Source organism: Streptomyces sp. PA03-1a (assembly GCF_033792805.1).
In the GTDB taxonomy this organism is placed as follows: domain Bacteria; phylum Actinomycetota; class Actinomycetes; order Streptomycetales; family Streptomycetaceae; genus Actinacidiphila.
The window spans coordinates 1-18,177 of sequence record NZ_JARAVO010000097.1 but is presented as its reverse complement, the minus strand read 5'-3'; the positions used below and the strand labels follow the sequence as shown (position 1 = coordinate 18,177).

The window sequence follows — 18,177 nt, the reverse complement described above, 5'->3', positions numbered from 1 at the left end:
TCGCGCTGGTGGCATTGGCCCGCCGGCGCGATGGCTCCGTACCCGGCCGCGCCGCACCACTCGTCCGGCAGTCGGGCGGTCATGTCAGACGGTCCGTGACGAGGGCGGCCTCGCCGTCTTCGTCGATGAGGCGCTGCAAGACGCCGTACGGCAGCCACACCAGGGGGTAGCGGTCGCCCCAGCTGTTGACCAGCCGTACCGCCTGGAGCCGGTCCGAGGCGCCGTACACGCATATGGCGTGGCCGCCTCGGACGCGTCCGAGGGGACCGCTGCCGATCCAATGCCCCTGGCGGCCGCGGGATTCGGGCGTGTCGAAATTCGCGTACCAATTGCACCCCAGGACGGCGGGGGTGCCGTTGGCGACGCACGAGCGGATCTCGTCGGTGCCGGTGGCCCAGCGGTTCTCCAGGATGCCCTCCGCCAGGGAGACCGGTCCGCCGGCACCTCGTACCAGGCGGCGATGGCCCTGGGTGCGCAGCACGTCCATCGCGGCGCGCACGGAGGTGCCGTTGTTGTCGCCGGGTTTGGTGTCGGGCCATTCGTCGGTCTCCTTGGCCCGGTCCCACAGCCAGTGGGCCTCGTAGCGACGGCGGTTGAGAATGGACATCATCCAGGACGACGAGAATCCGACGCAGGCGCCTTCACGGCCCTGGTCGTACAGGTCTCGGTAGCGGGGCAGCGGGAGTTGTCGCTCCACCGTCGGTACGGCGGCGGGGGCGACGGCCGCGTAGGGGTACCGCTGCACGTGGCGGAAGTCACCGGGGGTGCGCCGGCCCAGGGGTTGTTCGCCGGTCATGACGGGTCCTTCGGGGTCTCGGTGGCGGGGAGCGCGATGTGCAGGAGTTCGTTCACTTGGCGCTGCCACTCGACGACGGCTGTCTGGGGAATGGGCTGTCCCAGCTGCGCCCCGATCGCGTCGGCGAGTGCGGCCGGGTCGGGGTGCCCGGCGAACGTCTTCGGGCTGGTGATGCCAAGTCGCAGCAGGGCCTCGCGCACGGGTCGGGGCAGTGGTGGCAACGCGAGCAGGGCGACCTTGTCCAGCAACGGTGCGAGGCCGTCGGCGGGGCCCAGCCCGACGGCGGCGAGTGACTCCCGGCCTGCGGGCTGCGCGGTGAGCCGTGCGAGGTCCTCCACCGAGTAGATCCGCAGCGCCGTGAGCCGGGTGATGGTCTCGGCGCTGAGTTCCGGCAGGACGGTCAGCGGCTGGTCGAGCCTGTCGGGCGTGGGTACTGCGACACCGCCCGGCGCGGGGCGGACCCGCATCCGTATGCGTCCGAGCTGTTCCTCGGCAGGTGCGCGGCCGACCACGGTGGTGCGGACCTGACCGAGGCGATCGATCTGTACGGCGACCGGCATGCTGAGGTCGAGTTCGTCGATGATGTACGAGCCGGTGGCCCGCGGGTAGCGGGCGAGCTCGCTCTGCATCCGGTCGACGGCGCCGGCGATGGTCTCGCCGAGTTCGTGCAGGACGACGTCACCGTCCGGCCGCTCGTCTCCCGCGACTTCGATGACCACAGTTCCGTGTCCGGTCTGGTCCCAGACGACGGTGGTGTCGGTGGCAGCGAGCAGCACGTCGTGGCTGTGGAGCCGGAAGAACAGGTCGGGCGGCCCGCCACCGGGGCCGGGAGGGACCAGCAGGTCGAAGGTGCCGTCGTCGGCTGCTTCGGTGGCGGTGCCTACCATGCCGCCCTGCCGGGGTGCCTTGTCCCAGGCCTCGACGCGCAGCCTCGGCACGGCGGCGCGGCTGAGCGGGTCGAGCAGTCGGCCGGCGATGCGGTAGCCGGTGACAGGAGTGCCCGGAACCTCGGTGAAGGTGATGTCGGCTTCAGCGGTGCCGTCGGTCAGCGGCCAGTCCGCGGTGAGGGTGCCGTCGCTCGTGGCGGTGGTGAGCACGAGTCGGCCCTGCGGCACCCGGTCGGCCGGGTAGGACAGTGTGAAGCGGCCGGCATAGGCGAGTTCGGCGCTCTGTGCGGGGTGTACGTGGCCCGGGTCGATGGCGGTGACCGAGCCGGCCGACAGCCGCCGCCCTCCCGCGCCGCTGGCTCGCCCGAAGAACCGGCGGGTGTTGCCGGAGGCATCGATGCGGATGATTGTGGATCCGGGCTGCCTTCGGCCCATGGGCAGTTGCACAACGGCGGCGAGAGCGCGCGGGTCGAAGTCCTTCGCGGAGTCCCCCCGGTGGACGCGGATCACCACATCGCTGTCGATCGTCAGGGGCAGCGCCAGGCTGAAGCCGTCCGGGCCGCAGACGGTGGCGTCCAGCGCATCTGCGCTGCCGGGCCGGTCCGCCGGCCGCCATGCGCTGACCACGGCGACCACCGGCGTGCCGGTGGCGACGTCCAGGACCTCTCCCTTCATGATCCCTCCTCCTCGACACGGCCTGAGGGTGCGGCCTGGTAGCGCACCCCCACGGTGAGCAAGGCGTTCCCCAAGGCGCTCAGCCGGGTGCCGGAAGGTGCGCCCGGCCCCGTCTTCGGGATCCAGCGGACCGTGCACGGGACACGTACGCGGACCTGCCGCCAGGCCAGCGCGGTGGGCGGTATCCCGGTTTCGTCGTAGGCGTCCAGGCTCTGCGCAGCGCGTGCGTCGAGTTCGGCCTGGGCGGCGGACAGTCCACCAGCCAGGCCGGCGAGGAGGTCGGGCAGTCCCGGGGACATGGTCACCTCTGCAAGGGGATTTCCAGGTGGTAGGCGGGGTCGTCGGGCGGCTGCAGGAAGTGCGACACACGACTGTCGGCCCGTACGGCACGCTCGAAGGCGGCACGGTCGTGGATCGAGCCGGGGGCGATGTCCAGGACGGCGAGGCGGCCGGGGTCCGCGGTGTGCCGGGAGACGTTCGACGCACCGACTTCCACGATCTTGTCGCGCATGGCACCCCTGATCCGGTCGGGACTGTGCCCGGCCGCCTTCCCGGCGGCGTACACGTCAACGACCTGGTCGCCGTACCGCCCGTAGAGCTTCTTCTGGGCGGGCACCCCGGCGTGCTCGCAGTTGTCGTACATGATCCGCGCCTGGTCCTCGGGCGTGCGCTGGGTACTGGTGACCAGGAGCGAGGACAGGCGGGCGGTGCCGGCGATCTCGCGCAGGACGGTGAGCGCGTACGCGGGGACGGCTTCGCGGCGGGCCTGGGCACCCCATCGGACATCAGGCTCGGCCGCGGGAGCCGGAACGGAGGGGCGGGGAGGCGAGTCGCCCAGCAACGACGCCAGTGTGAGTGACGGGCGTGCGCCGTGTTCCGCGAGCATGGCGACCGCGTCGTTGACGAAGCGCACGAAGCGGTCGACGTGCTCACCGGTCCCCATCGGGTACTGGCGGAGCTTCCAGCGGTTGCGGGCCCCGGTCTGATGAGCGAGGCGCCCGGCGTTGTAGGCGGCGGCCACCAAAGGCGGGTCCAGTGCCGTCTGCCGGGCCTGAAGTGCCATGTACGCGGTGCCGGCGGTGATGGCGTTGCCGGGCACCAGGAGCCAGTCCCGGCCGAGGCTCAGCCGCATCGTGTCCCGCGCAGTGGAGATCAGCGTCTGGGTGAGACCGACACTGACCTTGTTCGGGGTCCTCTCGTCCGAGGCGTACCCCGGCTCCAGCCGTACGGCGTCCGGGTGGCCGCCGGACTCGGTGCAGATGGTGGCGATGATCAGTTCGACAGGCACCCGGTGGTTCCGGGACGCCTCGTCGATCGCGGGTTCGTAGTCCTTCCAGACACGGGTGACGCTCGCAGGGCGACCCTTGCTGCGCTCGACACCCGTGCCCTCGATCTGCACGCCCTCTGGGACCAGGCGCCAGCGCACACTATCGGCAAAGCCGTGGTATTCGGACAGCGCCATGACGGCTCGTCACAGCACCACGCCGACTGACTCGCTGACGAGGCCGAACCCGACCCGGATCAGCGCCTGCACGGGCCGGTCCTGGTCAGGCGCGGTGACCCTGCGTTTCAGCGTCACCGTCATCTCGCCCTGCTGGTCGGTCTTGCCCGGGCTGGTGTACGCCAGGGTCGGATCGCTGATCTGCACGGAGAGGTGCTTCTCCGGGTTCGCGGCACCGTCGCTCCGCCGCAGCACGGCGGTGAGCTCGGCCTGCTGGGCGACGAGTGTCTTCTTGTCGCCCTCTCCCTCGTACACCGCGGTGCGCGCGCCGACGACGAGCTCCAGCCGCGGCCCCTTCTGCAGGACGAACGGCTTGGGCAGTTCGATGTCGGCGCGCGGCTCCAGGGTCGCCTCCATCTCGAGCTTCCCGGCTGCCAGGTCACGGCTGGACGAGGCGTCCACCGCGGTGTTGCTGTTGCTGTACGCGGCGTAGGCCGAGCCTCCGAAGGAGATGCCGGACGCGCCGATGCCTCCGCCTACCCGGGCGCCGGCGGCGAACGACTTCTGCTGGATGTTGAGGCCGTTGCGGGAGTTGAACTCCTGGACGTCCATCTCGGCCCGCAGGTGGATCCTGCTCCAGTGGTACGCGGTGGGCGTGATGAAATTGGCCAGCGGCAGCTTCTGCATCTGGATCTTGCCCTCCGTCATGGTGCCGTCATCGTCCTTGATCTGCTGCTCGAAGACGGCGATCACCTCGATCTGGGTCTTGGACAGCATCTCGGCGGTCTTCATGAGGGTCTCGTCGAGCTGCTGCTGCGCCTCGGCGACGGCGACTCCGATGCTCTTGACGAACGCGCCGAAGGCCACGCCCCCCTTCTCCAGCTCATCGTCGACTTCGGAAGCGGCGGCGGTCTCCCCGACGGTGCGCGGCATCGCGTCGACCTTCGCGTCACCGCGCTGCACCACTTCGCGCCCTGTGTCGGCAGTCCACTCGGCGACCCGCTGCGCGGCATCTGCCGGAGCCGGGTCCGCCGGCTCCTGCGCGGTCGCGGGGACCCGCCTTCCCTCCTGTCCCTTGCGCTCGCCCGCTCCCGACGTGCTCCTGTCGGCCTTGCCCGGCTGCTTGTCCTCGGCGGTCATGGTCGGCTCCTCCCCTGTAGGCCACCGAGCGTGCCGTCCACCGCTCGTCCGCCGCATCGGGGAAACCCCTACACCGCTCCCGCCCGTGCGAGCTCCCGGGCCCGATCGGACGCGATCGGATGCCCAGCTTGCGGTACACCCGGGTCAGATGGGCCTCTACGGTCTTGGGTGACATGAAGAGCGCGACCGCCACCTCCGCGTTGTTCGCCCGTCTGCCACAGCACGCGCCACCTGCAGCTCCTGCGGGGGGTGAATACGTCCAACCGGGGTGGGCCGGCCTTGTCGTCCCCCAGGCGATGGCCCGGCCGCCGACAGCTCGCGCCTGGCCCACTCTGCCCACAGGCCCGCGCCCAACGCGGCGAACGCCCAGTGCGCGGCGAGCAGCGGCTCGCGCGTGGCACCCGGGCGGTGAAGTCGGCGCATCACCTCGCCGTAGGTGAGCAATCCCCGGGCCCGCTCATACGGCATCTCCCTGCGGGCATACGCCATCTCGGCGTGCCCCAGCCACCGAGCGGCCTCCTCGGGGCCGGTCGCCGGCATGGCACGGCAGGGTGCCTCGGCAGCCGCGGGCCAGGCCAGGCCCGTCGCGACGGCCTTCCCGCCCAGCCACTCTGCCACCTCTTGTGCGCCCTGCCGGTCTCCGTCACGCAGCCGGGCCTCCGCCAGGTCCGCCACGAAAGTCGGCATGTTCGGATTTCCGATGCCTGTCTGTCGGACCAGTTCGAACGCCCTTTCCAACACGCGCAGTGCGTCCGCCGGGCCCCGGGCGGCCTGCAGGGCCGCGCCCGGCGCACCGTCCGCCAGAACGTCCATGCCTTTGGTGCCCGGGCCTCCCCCATGGCTTCGGTAGTCGGCCAGGTGCTCTTCGCAGCCGGCCAGGTCACCCGCACGCGCGCCAATTGCGGCGAGCAGTACGTGCGCGCAGCAAGCCATCGCCGGGTAGCGCAGCTCCTGCGCCCAGCGCACGGCCTCTGTGGCGTCCGCGCACAGCCGACCGAGAAGACACACTCGCCGTCTTTCGGGCCCTCGGCTTGCACGGTGCCGTCAAACACAATCGCGTATACAGGCACCTGCCGGGCACCTCGATGCAGTCGAGGCCGAACTGGCGGTGACACTGCTCTCCGACATGCAAAAGCTGTGGGCCCTGATCGACGTCAGCGCCGACTGCTGGATCCCTGGATCGCGCGCTCCGGCGGCGCTGAAGGAGGCCCTGGAGACACGGGGGATTCCCAGGTCTCGTCGTGAAACACCGAGGCTAGGGGCGCCGGATGCCGGGGGGCGTCGCCGGTCAGTCAGCTGGTGCGGGCCTTGGGGCGGCCGGCCTCCCGGCCGGGCGCGCCGACACCCGGTAAGGGACTTCCGTCCACCGCCGCCTGCGGAGCGCGCAGGGGTGCAAGGCGACCGCCGCCCACGGCCGCCCGAAACGCCGACGGCCCCTTCGGGTGAACCACTGGGGTTCACCCGAAGGGGCCAGCCGCCGGCGGTCAGGTGTGCGCTACCCCTGGGGGATCCACATGGGGTTGGCCCACTCCGTCGACGGCGCCCAGAATCCGGCGCCGCCGGCGGAGCCTGCTCCGTTGCCTCCGCGGCTCAGCAGGTCGGATGCCCTGGCGATGCGGTCACCACCGTTGCCGCCGGCCGCGACTGGACGGTCGTCGCGGTCCGTGGGCTGGAACCCGACCGTGTAGGTGCGGGTGACCGAACCGTTGGCCGAGGTGACCTTGATGGTGCGGGTGGTGAACCGGTGCCCGGTCGACGACAGGACCGAGCTGCCGTCGGTGACCTTCACCCGCGCGCCGGACTGGGCCGGTACGGCGGAGAGGGCCGGGACCTTCTTGTTCTTCGGCCAGTCGACGACGTACGTGGACACGGCCGGGTCGAACCCGTCGATCGCGATGCCTCCGACGGTGATCGCCTTGGCGTCGGCGACGCTGGCCTTGGTGGCGTCGGTGTGGTTCGTCACCTTGACGGACCCGTCGGCGTTGACGACGACGTGCGCCGCCATCGCGGCCGCCAGGTTGATCCGCTCCCAGCTCGCTCCGCCGTTCGCGGTGAGGTCCAGCGGGGAGCCGGAGTCCGTCGCGGTCTGCTCGAGGATCTGGGTGCGCTGAGCGGTGGTCAGGTCCGGGAAGGCCGTGATCAGCAGGGCCGCCGCGTCGGACGGCGCCTTGAGGGCCTGCCCGGACTTCCCGACCTGGGAGAGCCCGTAGTCCAGGCGCTGCGTGTACAGGTCGACGTGCTGCGCCGTGCTCAGGCCGGCGTAGGAGTCGCCCTCGCAGGCCTCGAGCGTGTCGCCGTAGCCCTCCTTCTCGCAACTGGCGAGCAGCACGTTCTCCATCTCGGTGTGGGCCTGGGTCAGCAGCTTCGCGAAGTCGGGGTCCGCCCACCGGTGGGCGACGGTGGCCTGTGCGGCGATGCGGCCGCCCATGACGTCGAGCGGGTAGTGGAACCCGAGGACGATGCGGTTGTCCCCGTACTCCGAGGTGCGGGCCAGGATCGACGGTGCCAGCTCCGGCAGGAGCGTGGCGAGGATGGTCCCCGCTTCGTAGCCGCCGTAGGTGTGGCCGCTCGGGTAGGAGCCGCTGGAGGTGAGGCTGCCGTAGGAACCGTCCTGCGACTCGTAGACGGCACCGCCGTCGCCGACGAACCCGAGCCGCGCGTACGGGCGCTGGTAGCCGAAGTGGTCCTTCGCCGCCCCGCCCTTGTCGAGGCCCTGAGTGACGCGGGAGAACAGCGCGCCGGTCTTCGGCAGCCGGCCGCCGTTGAGGGCGTCCAGGTAGATCTGGCCGAGCCGGGAGCCGAGGCCGTCGGCCATCGTGACGGTGGAGCTGTTCGTGGCGTCGACCTCGGCCCGGTCCACCTCCTTCTGCGTCGCCGCGTTGTTGATGCGCACGGCGATCCGGTCGTTCTCAGCGGTGGGCGAGGTGCCGTAGGGCACCTTGGTGTTGGCGGCGAGGATGCCGGAGTCGAGGTGCTCGAATCCGTTGAGCAGGCCGTAGAAGTAGTCGGTCCCGTCGCCGGTGCCCGGCCACTTGTCGGACGTGTAGCTGGCGTTGAGCGTGTCGTCCGGGAAGGGGGACGGCTCGTACGCCGGGTCGGAGGCGTCCGCCGGGGCGGTCGCCGAGGTGGTCACCGGGACGGTCGCGGCGGTGTCGTCCGACGTTCCGGCCAGCGTGACCGCGGTGACGGTGGCCGCGTGGGCCTTCGCCTTGCCCGTGGTCGTGAGCAGCGTCGTGCCCGCCGTGGCGGGGACGTGCGCGGTGGTTCCGTCGTCGAGGGCCACGGTGTAGCCGATGATCGGGAATCCGCCGTCGCCGGCCGCCTGCCAGGTCACGCGGACCTGCTTGCCGTCGGTGATCACACCCGTCACGGCCGGCTTCTGCGGCTTGCCGCCGCCGGTGACCACGGGTGCCGTGGCGGCGCTCGGCTGGGAGGTGCCGACGGCGTTGACCGCCTGGACGCGTGCCGTGTACGACCTGCCCGACCGCAGCCAGGTGAAGGTCGTGCTCCGGCCGTCCGGATCCTTGATCTTGATCTGGTGACCGTCGTTCAGGGTGATCTCGTAGCCGGTGACCGGTGAGCCGCCGGTGTCCTTGGGTGCGGACCAGGCCACGGTCACGCTCGTGCCGGACGAGGTCGCCGACACCGCGTCAGGCGCGGCCGGCACCGTCTTGGGCTTCGTGGTGAGCGCGGACAGGGCGTGGCGAAGGGTGTCGTACCGGGCGGTGAGGGTCGCGTCCGCGGCCGCGCCGTCGGCGACCGCGGTCTTCGCCGCGGCGAGTGCCCCGGTGAACGCCTTCCACGACGCGTCCGTGTAGCGGTCGTCGTCGAGGACGGACGCGGTGGCGACCAGGTCCTCCAGCTTCAGCCGCGGGAGCGGGATCAGCTGGCCCGCGGCCAGGGTGAGGCTGCGCGTCTGCGTGTCGACCTCGAGCTGGGTCGCGTCATCGGCGGTGACGAGGATGCGTGCAGCGGCGAGTTCACGCCCGTACACACCGAAGTCGATCGCGTCGTAGCGCTCCGCGTCGGCGGAGAGCCCCTCGTACTGCTCGATCGCCTTCCGCAGGGCGGACTTGTCCGTGACGGCGGGCGTCTCGACGTGGTTGAAGGTGATCCGGCCCAGGTTCGCGACGTACGGGTGCGAGGAGTCCGGGTTCGTCGTCAGCCGCAGGTAGACGGTGTGCGTGCCGGTGATCGCCTTGGGCAGCGTCACGCTCGTCGTCCCGCCGGACGACCACGCGGATCCCGTGACCGGCAGCGGCACGGTCGCGTACGGCGTGCCGGGGTTGGCCGTGTCGAAGGAGTCCAGGTAGAGCTGGACGGCGGAGCCGGTGCCGCAGCGGGCGGAGTTGTTGACGTAGGTGATCGTGACGGTGCTCTTCGGGGAGGTGCCGAAGTCGACGTCCCCGTAGTTGAGCCACGCCCCGTTGTAGGTGCCGCCGAGGTCGGTGGTGGAACCGGAGCCCGTCCAGCCGACGGGCTCGCTCTTGAGGCCGCCGCCGCTGTTGGAGCGCCACGCGGTGGCGTCGAAGCCCACGGGGGCGTCGGCGGTCTGCGTCAGGGCCAGCGAGTAGACGTTGCCCACGTAGGGCTGGGAGGCCGTCTGCGTGCTGGAGACGAACGCCGCGTACACGTCCTGGACGCCGGTGAAGACGCTCGGGTCGAGGTGCACGCTCGTGGTGGCGATGGTTCCCCAGCCCGATCCGCTGTAGTCGAGCGGGATGTCGACGCTCTTCGCGCCGTCCTTCGAGCCGAGGTGCAGCTCGATGTGCGAGTCCGACGCGGCCCGCGACTGGGGCTTGTCGTAGCGGACGGTGACGGTGTCGGCGCCGCTCTGGAGGTTCGTGTCCTTCCACTGCGCCCACGCGCCGTTCGTCACGTTCTCGAAGATGCCGTTGCCGAGGTTGAGCGGCAGCGAACCGTTGCCGGTCGCGGTGCTGTTGACCGCGGTCAGCGTGGCGAGCGTGGTGGTGGGGGACGTCGAGACCTCGTACGGCGAGAACTGGTACCAGTCGAAGTTCGACACCCACTGCTGGCCCGACGGGGCGTGGAACACGAACGTCGCGCTCTTCGCGTCCAGCAGGGCGTCGGCGTCGGTGACGGCCGCCTGCACCGTGGAGTAGTACTGCCAGCCGCCGGTGCCGGGGAGCGGGACGGTGGCCACGATCGGGCCGTCGGCGGCGCCGGCGTGGACGTCCACGCTGCTCGGCTTCGCGTTCGTCGCCTGCGAGTTCGCGTAGCGGACCGAGATCGTCCGCGGGGCGACCCCGCCGAAGTCCAGCCTGGTGAACCGCTCCCACGACCCCTCGGTGACGCCACCGAGGTTGCCGTCGGAGTTGTTCCGCTCACTGACGAGGCTGGGGCCCTCCTTCTGGTCGGGGCTCTCGGCCTGCAGGACGGCGTAGCCGCCCTCGTCGATGGTCAGGGCGTCGATGGCGGTCTGCAGCGCGTCCTGCGCGGCCATGATCGTGCCCGTCGCGGAGGCGGTGTCCGCGAGGACGGTCCGCGCGCGTTCGAGGGCCGACCGGAACAGGTTCCAGGAGCCGTCGGAGTAGTTGGCGCTGCGCACCACGGACGCCTGGTCGACGAGTGCGCCCAGGGCCTTGCGCTGCACCGCGGCGGCGGAGACGAGGAGCGGGTCGGTCGGGGATATCCCGGTGCCGGTCACCGTCGAGGCCCGCACGCCGTGCGCGAAGGCCGCGTCCCGGAAGGTGATGCCGAAGCGCGCGTCGACCTTCGTGGTGCCGGTGAGGGACAGCGTCGCCGTCCGCTTGTCACTGACGCGGAGGTCCGCCGTGACGCCGTCCGGCAGGCCGGTCACGCTCGCCGCTCCGGTCTTGGTGAGGCTGGTCCCCTTGCGGGCGTCGAAGGACGCCGGTCCGGAAAGGGCGAGCTTCACGCTGTCGTGGAGGGTGCCGTCCTCGTCGGTGTCGACGGTGCCCGGGTGGGCGGAGAGGACGGTGTCGCCCTTGTCCGTGCCCGTGTCGCCGTCACCCGTGTCGCCCCCGTCGGTGTTCAGCGAGTACGCGGGCTCCGTGTGGGCGCCCCACTGGGAGGGCTTGGACCCCATGGTGAAGTCCAGGGTTCCGCCGGAGATGATCTGGGAGTAGTCGAGCCACGTGTTGTCGAACCGCTTGCCGTTGAGTGTCGCGCTCTGCACGTAGTAGTTGCTCGGCGACACGCCGTCGGCCTTCACCGTGAACCGGGAGCCGTTGGCATAGCTGATCGTCGTCGAGTCGAAGAACGGGCTGCCGATCTGGAACTGGCTGGATCCGGCGGTCACCGGGAACAGGCCGAGCGCCGCGCCGACGAACATGGTCGACATGGTGCCGGCGTCGTTGTCCATGGTCGGCAGGAAGCCGTTCGGGGAGAGCTTGTAGACCTGGGTCTTGACCGGCGGGGTGAACTGGCCGCCGGAGCTGGGGGCCTCGTTCGTGGAGCCCGTCGCGATGTAGCGGTTCCAGGTCTCGCCGGTGTAGATGGCGCGCACCCACTTCTGCGTCAGGCTCGGCTCGCCGACGTAGTTGAAGAGGTAGGGGGCCTGGAGGTCGATCTCGTTCGCGTTGGAGTGCAGCATGGTCGAGCCGTCGTCGACGGTCGAGTCCTCGCCGAACATGTGCTTGACCGCGGCCTTGCCGGCCTTGTCGCCGCCCATGGCCTCGATGAGGCCGCCCATGTCGTAGGCGTCGTACCAGTGGTACTGCCAGAGCGTGCCCTGGTAGAGGCCGGCCGCCTCGAACTTCTCGTAGTCGGCGCTCTGCCAGTCGCCGTTCGCGGCGCGCGGGGTGAGCAGACCGACCTTGGTGCCGTCGGCCGCGGTCCAGGCGCCGGACTTCACGAGGTTGTCGATCGCCATCGTCGACTGGGTGCGCAGCTTCTTCGCGTCGTCCTTCTTGCCGAGCGCGTCGGCGACGACGGACAGCGCCCACTGGTCGTAGCCGCGCTGCACGGTCGTACCGGGGTCACCGGTGACGTACCCCTGCCGCAGCTGCGCGCCCGTGTAGAACCCGGAGTACGACAGCAGCGCCGGGTACGCCTCGTCGAGCCGGTCGAAGTTCTTGTAGCCCTTCGACAGCGCGTCGGCGACCAGCACGGCCGAGCGCTCCCAGCGCACGGTCGGGACCGAGTGGGTGAGGCTGCCGAGGCTCTTGCCGGAGGTGCGCTGGTCGGCGAAGAGCACGATCAGCGACTGGATCATGTCCCGGTACGTGGCCGGGTCGATGTAGGACTCGACGGAGTACTTGCGGAAGTCGTCCCAGGTGGACCAGCCGTCGTAGTACGTGAAGCCGTTCGCCTTGTGCACCGCACCGTCCGCGCCGCGGTACGTCCCGCTGGTGCTGGTGGCGTTCACCGGCAGCGCGTACATGCGGTACAGGTGCGTGTAGAACTCCTTGGTGAGCGTCGACCCGGGGTCGGACTTCACCGAGGAGCGCACGTCGACGGCACCGAGCGCCTCGTTCCAGTCCGCCTTCGTCCGCGCGCGCGCCAGGTCGAAGGTGAGGTCGCCCACCTCGTTGTGCTGGTCGGTCGTGGCCTGCTCGGCGCTGATCGGCGACAGCGTGATGCGCAGCTCGATGTCGTCGCCCGCGGCCTTGTCGAACCCGAGGACGGCGCCGGTGTCGGACCCGTCCTGCGTGGTCGCGTCGCTCAGCTTGCCGTCGTTGCCCCAGCTCTTCAGGGAGGTCACGGCGACGTTCGTGGTGGCGGCGTAGTACAGCTTGTACGAGGCGCCGTTGAACGAACCCGCGATGAGCCCGGTGATCGACGTGGTCCCGTTCGGGAGCGTCGTCGCCTTCATCGTCGAGCGGGTGCGGCTGGTGAAGTTGTTCGCGAGGTCGAGGACGAGCTCGGGGTTCGACCCGGCGGGGAAGCTGTACCGCTGCAGCGCCGTGCGCGTCGTCGCGGTCATCTCGGCCTTGATGCTGCCCGGGTCCTGCTTCACCGACGACGCGGTTCCGGAGATGGCCCCGAGGCCCACCTGGTACGAGCCGGGCGTCGCGCTCTCGTCGTCGTGGCTGTACGCGTGGGCGTACGTGCCGGCGGCGGGGCGGCTGTCGTACTGCACGGAGGTCGGGACGACGAGCAGGTCGCCACCGCCTCCGGAGCCGCCGACGCCGTCGAGGTTCGTCGCGGTGAACCCGGCGATGTGGTCCTCGTTGTAGTCGTACCCGGTGTGGTTCCGGTTCGGCGTGGTCAGCGGGTTGACCTTGGCCAGGCTGTGGGGCGCCTGCGCGCCCGGCAGGTCGTTGCCGTCGTCGCCGGCGGTCGACACGAACGGGTCGACGAGCTTCGTGTAGTCCGTCCCGCCTGACGTCCCGCCGGACCCCGTGGACGTGGTGGCGACGGGCACGGCGGCGGCCGCGCCGCCACCCGCCAGCGCGCCGAGGCCGAGCGCCCCGGTGAGCAGCGCGGCGACCGTCGCGCGCAGTGGCCGGCGACGCCCGCTCGCGGTTCCCGGAAGGACCGCGCGGGGCAAGGGGGGATGGGATCTGATGGACACGTAACCTCTCCAGCGTCGCAATACGCACGCACGGTTCGGCCTCACCAGAAGACAACGTTGTCAGCCCGGAAACGCCGGGCGTGCAACCCAGAGCGAGACGGTAGTGGACGAACGGCATCGCAGCCGCCGCTTTCACGACCGTACGTCATCAGACACGGGGAAGACGTACGGAAGGCAAACAGAATTCGTACGGCACGTGCGCGCCAGGGGCCGCGAGGGCGACACAACGGCGCGGCGTGCGGCGGGGCGTGAGGACTTCGGCCGACGACGGGTCAGAGCGTAGCGGGGCGGGGCCGTCCTGTACACGTCATCCGAATCCAGGTCCTTCGCCACGGGCGAGATCCGCGCCCCCATCTCGCTGCCCGACTGCGTTGCTGCCGTTTCGACACTCATTCGACTGCGGCAGGTTGTGCGACGCGCTTGACTGGTGCCGTGGAACGTGTCGAAGGACCGGTCGCGTGGAACCGCAGCGTCATACCGCCGGCACGAAGTCTCGCGAGCAGCGCTGCGCTTGGGCCCGCTGACTGACGCTTGGCCGGAGGCCGTCAGGCGGCGACGGGTGCCAGGGTTCAGCTCGTCGACCTGAGGCGGGGTTCTTCGTCGTTCGGCTATGTTCACCACAGCTGCCGTACTTCTGCGGTGCAGGGCGTCGAACGGACGTTGAGGAGATCGGGGCATGTGGTTCGATGACTCCGCCGACGTGAACCGTGTCTGCATCGAACGGCTCGGCGAGACGGCCGGCCCGCAGTTCGCCGCCATGGCCCGCCGTGGCTTCCAGTTGGTCCGGCCGGCCGACGATCTCCAGGCCACCGGTCAATGCCGCCTCGGCGGCGCCGCCCTGCTCGAACCGGGCACCTCCTGGCCGGAACAAAGCGGGGTTCCGCTGTCCCTGCACGCCGTGCTGGACACCGATGCCCTTGCTGCGTGGCTGGGTGACGAACTGCCCCTACGGCCCGGGCTGCTCACCTTCTTCTACCTCGATCCGGACGTGCCGTACGAGGAGTACCGAAGACTGGATGCGTCCGGACCCGAGGCGTACCGCGTGATTCCCGCCGATCCGGCACGCGCGGTCGAGACGCAGGCACCTGTGCCGGCGAGAAGCTATTCAGCCGTACCCGTGCACGCGGCTGAGCTCACCATGCTGCCGGACTGCTGGGATGTCGAGGACGATGACGTCGGGTTCGACAGGCAACAGCACTGGGGGGCGGCATCGCTCATTCTCAGCGAGATGGGAGATCTCGACGGGAACACCGCCGGCAGCCACTGCGCCTTCGGTTGGCCGGACACTTCGTACACGGTCACGATGACCTCCCGCGAGGACGATGGCCCCGCGGTCCATCTGCTTCAACTGGTGGAGGACGCGGATCTCGGGTGGGGCTGGGGGGACGCGGGAACGCTGTACTTCACGATCCCGGTCGGTGCGTTCGTGACGGGGGACTTCCGCCAGGCCGTGGCGAAGGTCCACTGCTGTTGAGCCGGTGCCGCCTTGGCTCACGCTGCACCGAACCCACTGAACCCACCGAACCCACCGAGGCCGGCGGGTCACCACCGTGAGCCGCCTTGCGCACCCCTCCCTCTCGTTGACTTGTCGCAAGGATTGACGCACGATGTTGAGACAAGGCTTGAGACACAGAGGGCTCATGACGAAGGGGGGTGGCTGGATGGCCGAGCAGTCCGTGCGTCCGGCGGATGTCGAGCAGGCCGGCGTGTGGTTGGCCCGGCACGGCCTGGTCGACGTCCGGCCGACGCCGCTGTTGGCCACGCGTCTGGCGGTCCGGCGCGGTGCCCGGCTGGCCGCTCAGGTCCTGCTGGCGGTGTTCATCATCGCGGTCGCCCTTGTCTACACGACCGACCGGCGGGGCGGCTCGGTTGACGGCTCCGGGTCGTACCGGGAATCGTCGTTGCCGGTCCTGACGGCGGTGGTCGTGGGGTTGGTGCTGGCCCAGTCGCTGCTGGACTGGTGGGTGCGGCGGGTCGACCGGCGGGCCGGCGCGACGTTGCCGCGCCGGGCGGCCCACCCGGTCCGGCTCGGCTGGCGCACCGTGCTCGGCCGGCCGCGTGCGGCATTCGCGGTTGCCACGTTCGCGGGAGCGTTGGTGCCGGCGGTCGTCGCCCTGACCGTGCGGGACTCCACCGCGCGGTACGCGGGCCTCGTCCTCCTGATCGGACTGTGCGGGGTCGCGGTCGGTACGGCTGTCCAGCTGCGCCACATCCTGACGCACCCGGTCGTGGCCGACGACGAGGTCTCGCTGACCGCCGACGTCATCATGCGGGTCGAGGACGCCCGCGAGGTCGCCACGCCAACCGTGGTGTGGCTGCTGCCGATCGTGTCGGTGTTCGATACCGCGCTGGGCTGGTGGAGCACCGCCTGGCTCGTCTTCGTCGCACTGAGCACCGTCACGCTCGCCCTGATCACCAAGCGGACCGCGCAGAGCGGCACGGTGGCGCGGCACGTCACGAGCGCCCGGTGAGCCGATGATCGTCATCGACTCGGCCTCGCCCGTCCCGCCGTTCGAGCAGCTCCGCGCCCAGCTCGCCCGGCAGATCCAGTCCCGCACACTGGCCGTGGGCACCCAGCTGCCGACCATCCGCCGACTGGCCGCGGACCTCGGCCTGGCCGTCAACACCGTCGGCCGGGCCTACCGGGCGCTGGAGGAGGCGGGGCTGATCGAGACCCGCGGACGGGCGGGCTCGTTCGTCACCGCAGCCGGCGAGCAGGGACGCGAGCGGGCACGCCACGCCGCCGCCGAGTACGCCGCCGTCATCGCCGCCGTGGGCATCGACACCGACGAGGCCATCCGCATCATCCGAGCGGCGCTGGCCAACGGCGTGGCGGCATCGCCCTCTTCACGCGCCTCGGTTGAGTGAGGGGCCTGCCTGACGGGGTCCCGGCCCGCCGTCACGCTTTGCGGGCCAGGACCAGGCGCGCGTACGGGGCACCGTCCGGGCGGTGACCGAAGTCGGGTACCGCGGTCGTGCGTACGGTGAAGCCCGCCGCGGTCAGTTCGGCGCGCACCGCGCGGAGCGGGAAGGTGCGGTAGTACATGACGAAGGTCGGCCGCCAGACCGCGTTCCGTATCCGCATCGCCGCGTCGAAGCCGGCGGGTATCCAGTAACGCCGGGAGGCGATGCGCGGCGGTGCGAAAACGGGGAAGGCGAAGAGCCCGCCGGGCCGGAGGGCGCGGTGCACCCCGGCGAACAGGGCCGGCCGCTCGGCGGCCAGGAAGTGCCCGAAGGCGCCGAAGCTGACGGCCAGGTCGAACTCCGCGGCGAAGGGTGGCTTCCGTGCGTCCGCGCGTATCCACTCCGCGTCCGGGTGGGCACGGCGCGCCTGCGCGAGCATACCGGCGCTGAAGTCCACGCCCGCGACCCGGCCCCGGCACAGCGGTTGCAGGACGCGCAGGCCCGCTCCCGTGCCGCAGCACACGTCCAGCCCGTCACCGAAAGGGCCGAAGGGACTCAGGGCGGCGGCGGTCGCGTCGAGGATACGGTCCGAGGTGCGGAACGGCGTGTGGTCGAACCTCGGGGCGAGCAGGTCGTAGCCACGCTCGACGGACGACAGGGCCTGCACGGCCAGCTCACGCAGGGAGGGGCCTTCGGGTGAGAACACCGGTCCAGGGTAAGGCCGTTCAACCGTCGTGAAAGGCGGCATCACCGAAGCCGAGCGCTGCGGCCGTGGCTCGACCGGGCGTCAAGAAGCGGCGCGGCGCCGGGCCGGCGGTCCCCCCTCCCGGATCCGGGCTACGTCTGCTCGTCGGACTGCTGGCCGGCCTCACGTCCACCGGCGCTGACCAGCCCTGTCTCGTAGGCGACGATGACGGCTTGGACGCGGTCGCGGAGTCCGAGTTTGGCGAGGATGCGGGCGACGTGGGTCTTGACGGTCGCCTCGGCCAGGTGGAGGCGGCTGGCGAGTTCGGTGTTGCTGAGTCCGCGGGCCAGCAGGCCGAGGACCTCCAGTTCGCGGGGGGTGAGCGAGGCGAGGTCGCGGTGGAGGGCGGCGGTGTCGCTGCCGCGCTGGGTGAAGCGCTGCACGAGGCGGCGGGTGATGGCGGGCGCGAGGAGGGCGTCGCCGTTGCGGACCGTGCGGACGGCCGCGGTCAGATGCTCGGGGGTGACGTCCTTGAGGAGGAAGCCGCTGGCGCCGGCGGACAGTGCCGCGTAGACGTACCGGTCGAGGTCGAACGTGGTCAGGATGATGACGCGGGGTGCGGTGGGGGCGCCGGTGAGGATGCGGCGGGTGGCCTCCAGGCCGTCCATCTCGGGCATCCGGATGTCCATGAGGACGACGTCGGGCCGCGTGCGGCGGACCGCTTCGACGGCTTCGGCGCCGTTGGTCGCTTCCGCCACGACGTCGATGCCGTCGGCGCCGAGGATCATCCGGAACCCGGTACGGACCAGGGTCTGGTCGTCGGCGAGGAGCACACGCAGCGGCTGGGTCACGGCGTCTCCAAGGGGATCAGGGCCTCCACACGGTAGCCGCCGGTCATGCGCCGGCCGGTGGTCAGGGTTCCGTCGTGGACGGCGAGGCGCTCGCGCAGGCCGATCAGGCCCCGGCCGTTTCCGGTGGGCGCGCCCGCGCCCGGGTGTCCGCCGGTGTCGGTGACTTCCACCCGGAGCCGGTCCGGGCCGTATTCGACGGTCACGGCGGCGGTGGCGCCAAAGGCGTGCTTCACGGTGTTGGTCAGGGCTTCCTGGACCACGCGGTAGGCGGCGAGTTCGAGGCCGGGCGGGAGGGGGC

12 protein-coding genes and 1 pseudogene are annotated in these 18,177 nt (G+C 70.9%); 3 read left to right on the top strand and 10 right to left on the bottom strand.

Translation table 11 applies throughout. The features are described from left to right. Nucleotides 1-79 precede the first annotated feature (79 nt). The 7 genes and pseudogenes from PV341_RS22220 to PV341_RS22190 all read right to left on the bottom strand — a co-directional run bounded on the left by PV341_RS22220 (nucleotide 80) and on the right by PV341_RS22190 (nucleotide 13,415). Nucleotides 80-796 (bottom strand): hypothetical protein, encoded by a 717-nt coding sequence (locus PV341_RS22220; RefSeq protein ID WP_500358823.1) that lies wholly within the window; start codon nucleotides 794-796, stop codon nucleotides 80-82. Continuing rightward, nucleotides 793-2,358 carry a hypothetical protein gene (locus PV341_RS22215; protein ID WP_500329274.1) on the bottom strand — a complete coding sequence of 522 codons (1,566 nt, stop codon included), beginning with the start codon at nucleotides 2,356-2,358 and terminating at the stop codon, nucleotides 793-795. The genes PV341_RS22220 and PV341_RS22215 overlap by 4 nt, the downstream gene beginning before the upstream one ends. Beyond that, nucleotides 2,355-2,663, bottom strand: coding sequence for a hypothetical protein (locus tag PV341_RS22210; RefSeq protein ID WP_500329273.1), 309 nt, complete (start codon nucleotides 2,661-2,663; stop codon nucleotides 2,355-2,357). The genes PV341_RS22215 and PV341_RS22210 overlap by 4 nt, the downstream gene beginning before the upstream one ends. Continuing rightward, nucleotides 2,660-3,820: a transglycosylase SLT domain-containing protein gene (locus tag PV341_RS22205; RefSeq protein WP_500329272.1), complete on the bottom strand. Its 1,161-nt coding sequence runs from the start codon at nucleotides 3,818-3,820 to the stop codon at nucleotides 2,660-2,662. The genes PV341_RS22210 and PV341_RS22205 overlap by 4 nt, the downstream gene beginning before the upstream one ends. 9 nt (nucleotides 3,821-3,829) lie before the next feature. Further along, nucleotides 3,830-4,939, bottom strand: a complete 1,110-nt coding sequence (locus tag PV341_RS22200; protein ID WP_500329316.1) for a hypothetical protein — start codon at nucleotides 4,937-4,939, stop codon at nucleotides 3,830-3,832. Nucleotides 4,940-5,060: 121 nt separating this feature from the next. After that, nucleotides 5,061-5,132: pseudogene (locus tag PV341_RS22195) on the bottom strand (LuxR C-terminal-related transcriptional regulator); the annotation flags it as partial. Nucleotides 5,133-6,434: 1,302 nt separating this feature from the next. Next, the gene (locus tag PV341_RS22190; protein WP_500358822.1) at nucleotides 6,435-13,415 is read right to left on the bottom strand and encodes a glycoside hydrolase domain-containing protein; all 6,981 of its coding nucleotides are present in this window, start codon (nucleotides 13,413-13,415) and stop codon (nucleotides 6,435-6,437) included. 700 nt (nucleotides 13,416-14,115) lie between these two features. Between PV341_RS22190 and PV341_RS22185 the strand changes: the two genes are divergently transcribed. The 3 genes from PV341_RS22185 to PV341_RS22175 all read left to right on the top strand — a co-directional run bounded on the left by PV341_RS22185 (nucleotide 14,116) and on the right by PV341_RS22175 (nucleotide 16,307). Next, complete coding sequence (locus tag PV341_RS22185; RefSeq protein WP_500358821.1) at nucleotides 14,116-14,913, top strand: DUF1963 domain-containing protein; 798 nt, start codon at nucleotides 14,116-14,118, stop codon at nucleotides 14,911-14,913. Nucleotides 14,914-15,079: 166 nt separating this feature from the next. After that, the gene (locus tag PV341_RS22180; protein ID WP_500329269.1) at nucleotides 15,080-15,910 is read left to right on the top strand and encodes a hypothetical protein; all 831 of its coding nucleotides are present in this window, start codon (nucleotides 15,080-15,082) and stop codon (nucleotides 15,908-15,910) included. 4 nt (nucleotides 15,911-15,914) lie between these two features. After that, nucleotides 15,915-16,307 (top strand): GntR family transcriptional regulator, encoded by a 393-nt coding sequence (locus tag PV341_RS22175; protein WP_500358819.1) that lies wholly within the window; start codon nucleotides 15,915-15,917, stop codon nucleotides 16,305-16,307. A 31-nt stretch (nucleotides 16,308-16,338) separates the two neighbouring features. On the opposite strand, the gene PV341_RS22170 is transcribed toward PV341_RS22175, so the two are convergent. The 3 genes from PV341_RS22170 to PV341_RS22160 all read right to left on the bottom strand — a co-directional run. Then, complete coding sequence (locus tag PV341_RS22170; RefSeq protein ID WP_500358818.1) at nucleotides 16,339-17,049, bottom strand: class I SAM-dependent methyltransferase; 711 nt, start codon at nucleotides 17,047-17,049, stop codon at nucleotides 16,339-16,341. A gap of 131 nt (nucleotides 17,050-17,180) precedes the next feature. Next, nucleotides 17,181-17,879 (bottom strand): response regulator, encoded by a 699-nt coding sequence (locus PV341_RS22165; RefSeq protein WP_500358817.1) that lies wholly within the window; start codon nucleotides 17,877-17,879, stop codon nucleotides 17,181-17,183. Then, nucleotides 17,876-18,177 (bottom strand): sensor histidine kinase (locus tag PV341_RS22160; RefSeq protein ID WP_500358816.1); only part of this gene is annotated, 302 nt, incomplete at its 5' end. The genes PV341_RS22165 and PV341_RS22160, both read right to left, overlap by 4 nt.

Coding starts and splice junctions, on each gene's coding strand:
- PV341_RS22220 (WP_500358823.1), bottom strand. CDS start 796: ATGACCGGCGAACAACCCCTGGGCCGGCGCACCCCCGGTGACTTCCGC.
- PV341_RS22215 (WP_500329274.1), bottom strand. CDS start 2,358: ATGAAGGGAGAGGTCCTGGACGTCGCCACCGGCACGCCGGTGGTCGCC.
- PV341_RS22205 (WP_500329272.1), bottom strand. CDS start 3,820: ATGGCGCTGTCCGAATACCACGGCTTTGCCGATAGTGTGCGCTGGCGC.
- PV341_RS22200 (WP_500329316.1), bottom strand. CDS start 4,939: ATGACCGCCGAGGACAAGCAGCCGGGCAAGGCCGACAGGAGCACGTCG.
- PV341_RS22185 (WP_500358821.1), top strand. CDS start 14,116: ATGTGGTTCGATGACTCCGCCGACGTGAACCGTGTCTGCATCGAACGG.
- PV341_RS22180 (WP_500329269.1), top strand. CDS start 15,080: ATGACGAAGGGGGGTGGCTGGATGGCCGAGCAGTCCGTGCGTCCGGCG.
- PV341_RS22175 (WP_500358819.1), top strand. CDS start 15,915: ATGATCGTCATCGACTCGGCCTCGCCCGTCCCGCCGTTCGAGCAGCTC.